The 5,871-nt window shown below is 40.4% G+C and carries 2 protein-coding genes and 1 pseudogene; all 3 read right to left on the bottom strand.

What is annotated here, in order from left to right:
• Window positions 1-269: 269 nt before the first annotated feature.
• Window positions 270-3,179 (bottom strand): helicase-related protein, encoded by a 2,910-nt coding sequence (locus tag ACFE90_RS35325; protein ID WP_375506925.1) that lies wholly within the window; start codon window positions 3,177-3,179, stop codon window positions 270-272.
• Window positions 3,180-3,235: 56 nt separating this feature from the next.
• Entirely contained in the window at window positions 3,236-5,311 is a 2,076-nt protein-coding gene (locus ACFE90_RS35320; RefSeq protein WP_375506924.1) for a hypothetical protein, read from the bottom strand.
• A 28-nt stretch (window positions 5,312-5,339) separates the two neighbouring features.
• Window positions 5,340-5,693 (bottom strand): annotated as a pseudogene (locus ACFE90_RS35315) (Uma2 family endonuclease); the annotation flags it as partial.
• Window positions 5,694-5,871 lie beyond the last annotated feature (178 nt).

The following is a 5,871-nucleotide window of genomic DNA, read 5'->3' as shown; positions in this document are numbered from 1 at the left end:
CTCCCTTGATAGTGACTAATTACTCCCCTACCTCATATTTCTGTAACAATCTTTTGGTCTTACTTATTTATTATTGCTGGGAGAATAAAAACTGGGATGCACCCGATGCAAAACTTGAGATCCTTTACTTCTGGCCTAATTTTAAGGAATTGATCAATGGCGCGTCTAGCCCTGCTGAGTGTATCTAACAAAACTGGTTTAATTGACCTAGCCTGTAGCTTGGTTGAAGAATTTCACTTTGGGCTAAGTAATTTTTAAAGGTACATTAACTATTTGTTATCTGCTTCATCTTCAAGCAAAATGGTATTCAGAAGATTCAATTCACTGGATGCCATAAAGTAGCGATCGCTAAAAACTGTTTCTAGTTGTGTAAAAATTCGTCTACCTGCCACAGCTACCCAAGGAAATGTGCGATAATGAGGTACTACAGGCATGATTAAGCCTTGAGGAGTTAGAGAACGTCCTAGCGCACTTCTCCAAGCTTGCGGATCTTGTAATACCTGTTGGCGCATATCATCTTCTAATTGTTCATCCCAGAAATGAGGATAGTCTAGAGGTAAGCCAATAACTATGTTTTTAGTTTTTAATGCTTGACGTGTGGAAGATTCAATCACAAATCCCTCTTGTTCTCGACTCAATAGTTTATACAGTTCGTTGGCAGGACGTTTGAGTTTTGAGGGAAATTTGAACTTTTTGCTTTCGGCAATTTCTTTTAGTAATCCTAAAAGACGACTACTATTTTGTTTAATATCAGCTTTCCATGCTTCAAAGCTAAATATTTCTTCAGTTTGGCGATCGCTCCAGTCCTCGATCCAGAAAGGGCCTATACAAGTTAGATTATCTGGTATGTGTAGCGTATCGTTATCTAAAGTTGGTAATAATCGGCTCGAAATCCTAGAAACAGTTTTGACCAAAGCTTGTAAAGTTTGATAATTTGCATACGACTTAGCATTTCTCTCTAATGATTGACCTCTCAAGTCAAAATGTTTAAAGATGTTTGCAGTTAACTGCTCCGCCTTTTTTACAATTGCTTTGGCTTCTTGAGGATGACTATCGCTGATAAAAATTTTGGCTTCACGCAAGAAATCTAAGACATCATCAGACATTAAACGTAGCAATTCTTCATCGCCAACAGAGCCAACGGGGACAAATGCAATTCGGTTTTTATTAAGTCCTGCATCACCTTTAATGCGGGTATGAATTGTAGAACGCAACATTACCAGCAAAGTCAATAAATCGCTGGACTGACGCAGCCATAGTCTTTTAGGATCAATATCCTCTCTTTCAATTATGAAATCATTGATGAGCATAACTAAGCGTCTTGCTTTGTTATCTCCAGAAACTTCCATTCCGGTTTCTGAATCTGTATACATTCCTCGACCACGGTAAATTAATTGCGCGACTTCCATTAAAGCAGCTTCAATATTAAATCGGGGAATTGCAGCTATAATCCAATCTGTTTTCGGGAAAGAAACACCTCTTGCGCCTGAAGAAGTCATGAGGAAAACTCGAACTTCATCTCGTCGTGGCGGCTTTACTAATTTCAATCGCTGATCAGGTGATACACTTTGATCCAAAACCTCTACCTGTCCCCTGTTTAGAAGAGCTTCTTTACCAGTGGTTAATTTTTCCTGCAACTGACGTAGAAAAGCTTTATCCTGAGCAAAGAAAATTAACTGCTCTGCTCCCTGTTGTAACCCAGCCTTGATTTCTAAGTAGGCATTTGTTAGCGATTCCTCTTCTGATTTTTCTCGAATTGCTTGTCTAATTGTCTGCTCTGTGCCGTCACTGTTTTGACCTGGTTTAATGGGCGACAGCCTAATACTGTAATCAATACTGAGTTTACTGGCGGGATAGCTATTTGTCATGACATGTAGCGTTGGGTGTTTTTTGGGGCCAATTTTTGTATGAGTGCCTGTCACCCGAAACGGTGCTTCACCTCGACTCTGACTTATTAGAACTTTATCAGGAGCGCGATCGCCTGAGTTCAAAAAGCTATCCAACACAACTTCATTGCTGAGTGAGGCATCAGCAAGAATCAGCACAATTTTAAATGGAGATTGATTTGTATCAAACGGTTTAATAAATTGCTGTTCCAACCATTCTGCTAACTTACGGACAAAGGGCGCACCTGCACCATCACCAGCGAGTTCATCTACCATGACAACTATAGTGGGAATCCGCGCTGCAAATTCTGAACGTTCCTTTTTTCCTGCCTTAGTATCAGCTTTTTTTGCAAATAAGTTGTTGAAGGCATTAACTGTGGTTGATTGATCGTTAAGCGTCCGATAACCTTGGATAGCAGCAGTCATCACCAGTTGATTAACCTTGGGATTGGCTTCGAGCAATTTTCGGGCTGACTTTGCTATGGTACCCAATACACCAGGACTGTAAAGCGATTCTACGCTATAATCCCTTTCGTTAAGACGGCGTTTAAACCGAGTCGAGCCGACTATATTGCAATCAATGTCATGTTCTTGTTCTGGATTGAGAAAGAATATATTGCTATCAGGAAGTGTGAGTTTTTCAATACCATCGACAACAACGGCACTATCAATCAAGCGAGGTGGAAAGTTGTTTTGCTGAACCTGTTGTTTATACCATTCGGGAGCTGCAACAATCAAATTTTTATTACTGGTGATGGTTAATATCCCAGTGGGACGATTGTTGTCTCTAGCAAGTTTGTCGGTGACATCCCGATTAATTACAACTCGCGGACTGAGATACAAAAATAAGAAACCTTGAGTCTGCTGTTTGAGAAATTTCATCACAGCAGTGGTTTTACCAATACCCGGATTCCCTTCTAAAGCTAGGACGTTAATTTTACCGACTTGAGCAGCAGTTATACCAGCAAATACTGCTGCCTCGTGTACTTGTCGCAGAGGAATTGTTGCCTTATCGGGATTGATTTCATTGATACAATCGGCAATTCGTGTAACAGGGTTGCCTCCAAAGAACTCAAGTAATGCGTCGTTGTCTTCAATAGATGCGATCGCCTCAGCCTTGCTAATTTCACCCATTGGGTTGTAAAAGTCGGTCACATTCTCCTGAAACAAAAAGTGGGAGTATTGACCTAGAGTTGGCTTTTCCCCTAAAGACTTTGCTTGTTCTTTAAAAGCAGAGGGTAGCCCTTTCAAAAGTCTCTTGAAAACTAAACGAATTTCCGCATCTAAATCCATAGGCTCATCATCCTTTGAATGTTTAGCCTGGCAATATGCTTTTCCCAATGATTTCATTAACTTTGAAATACTTCTTCTAAAAATTCTGTAGGTATTAAAGAAGAATTGTAATTTGCAGCTCGATTAATGCGGCGATCGCCATAGGCATGAGCTAATAAAATAATGTGCTGACATCCTTTAGCTCTAAGGTGACGAATTTCTTCTTGAACTAGGCGTTGCGTTTTCAGCTGTTCTGGAGAATCAAGCACATCAGACTGCATCCGTTCTCTCTTGAGTTCATAACCTATAAACGGTTCACTAACGGCTGTAGCAATATAACTTTGAGTGAGAAAAAGATAAGCCTTTTCACTATCATTGGGAAAATTTCCCTCGTTACAGGGACGGCTAGCGTAGGAAATTAAACCAATCTTGGGGGCTGAATGAGAATCTGGGCTACTAACGTAAAGTGGAAACGCACTTAAAAACGCCTTAAAAGTACCAGATTTAATAAAATCTTGCGTTTTTTTGGGTTGTTTCACCAGATTTTCTAGAATAAGTCCCTGCATTCGGATAGGGGTATCTTCACCTAGTATGGCTTCTAAGGTTTGGGCGGCTGCGTAAACGTAAGCATCGCCGCTCTTGTCTTTATCATCATCTAGTTGTTTTCCTGTTTCTTGCAGTCGCAGCATTAAGGTTGTAAAGTCAACCGATGTTTCCTGTTCGCGTTTTTGCAATCGTCTAATAATACGCCACAAACAACAGTAAACTAACACAGCAAAGGCGGTAACTGCGGCTGCATGATACTGCTTATTTTCCTCAGAGTCTCTTGTATTCGCTCGCCGCCTCACAGTTTCAACATCGTATTCCACTATGATTGCGGCTGATAATGCCCACCCAGCAAATTGAGAAGCATTTGTAGATAGCTCATAAGTCCATTGACGATCTTCTCCCCTCTGCCAAGAACGAGGAACCCAACAAACTTGGAGGAGTTTCTGCGGTAATATACGCTTTGCCTGTAATTGACTAAGTGTATCTTTAGTTTTTAAGTCATATTCCGACAGATCGGCAGTAACCTTAACCGAGAAAAGAAGTCCTGATGTTGCTGGTTGCTCACAAATTTCAATATGTTTGAACCATTCAACCTTTTCGCTAGTATTTTCTTGTGACTCTACAAGCAACTTTCTCACACCTAATGTTGCCCCTTCTAGCCGATCCCAATTAATGATGCTGCTTTTTACACAGATGAATTGCTGTGAGGAGCGATTTTGAACTTGAGATACGATTTTCTGGCTCCTGTCACGCAGTACTTTCATCAGGGCCTTGGCAATAAAAATCATTGACTCAGAGCGTTCCTGTAATTCTTCTAAAGTCTGGCGAATCGCTTGCTTTCCCTGCGATTGAAAATTTGCTAGGAGTTGATTCACCGCATCGGTTAGTGATTCTTTGGTTAGCGATTCCGCGTCCTTTTTGGGAACAACGACTGCCAAAAATATAAGTTGAGCTAAACGACGACAAATTTCCCAAGGTTTTTGTAAGGAAGATTGATCATCACTCAGTAAATAATCTCTAATTTGATCGAGTCTTACTTCAAAAGCAGGTTTGCCTAATTCTGGATTTTGCCCATTGACTCGAAAACGATAGCTAACTTCACGATCTACTTGATTTTTAGTCTTTTGCTCGAAAATTTGAGTTTTCCACTCAGGCCAAACAGCTAGACAATAATAAAAGGTCGCTTTGCTAAGTTCATCTGCCAAGTCGAACTCAGCTGCACTACCAAAATGAGCCGTTAAATCAACTGTATAGCCTTCTTCTTGAGCAAATGCAACTAGAATGAGTATTCGATTGACATATTCTGCTAAAAGTTGGTAATCTGGGTCGTTATTTGATCGGGCATTTTCTGCGATCGCCTCCATAATCCGAAAGCTAATTGTTAATCGGACTCGTGACAATGCTTCATCATCTAAAAAGTTCAAAAAACGCTGGATTTGGCTATCGTATCGATTTTTTTCCTCTTCCAAAGTTGCGATCGATGAATCCACATCATCTTCATCGTTGTTACGTTCGTCTTTCAAATATTGCGCTGCAGCACTGCACATTTGCTCAAAATAATCAGTATTTTCAACTCGTTCGCGTGCAGAAATAACTGTCGCCACAGACTTGTTATCCTTAGTATCTCCAGCTTGAAATGATTTCGATGACTAATTCAGGTGCGACAGGACAAGCTTCGTCTAATAGCCAATCAGCAGGAAGACGGTTATGAGAAATATAGGTCAAATCGGCTACAGGCATCCAATCTTGTTGATTTCGTGTTAGTTTAATTGCCCATTCAATTACAACTCGACCCTTTGCTTGTGCCCATGCAGACAATAGTATAAATAAAGCACCAGTAGTCGAGCCATGAAAAAACTTTGGTGACATTTCATTATCTTTATATTTGGGTACAGCTTCACCATTAACAAACTCGTATGTAATATCTCCTTCAGGAAGTGCGAGAAATTCTTCTAGGGTTAGGCGTTGATTAGAAGACTGAACCATAGGTGTTATGTGGGTAAAAGATGCTTACTTTTAGTTTAGGCGATCGCAAATATTAGAGACTAAGCCTACTTAGTCCTTATTTTCAGCATTTTCGACAGTGCTGACTCTGGGGGATGTAAGCATATACAGCATTTTCGAGGTGCATGAGGTACAGTAAGTAATAGTGCATTAAGAACTA

The organism is uncultured Nostoc sp. (genome assembly GCF_964245445.1).
Classification (GTDB): Bacteria; Cyanobacteriota; Cyanobacteriia; order Cyanobacteriales; family Nostocaceae; genus Nostoc.
The sequence above is the reverse complement of the archived record's forward strand: the minus strand, read 5'-3'. Positions and strand labels throughout refer to the sequence as shown.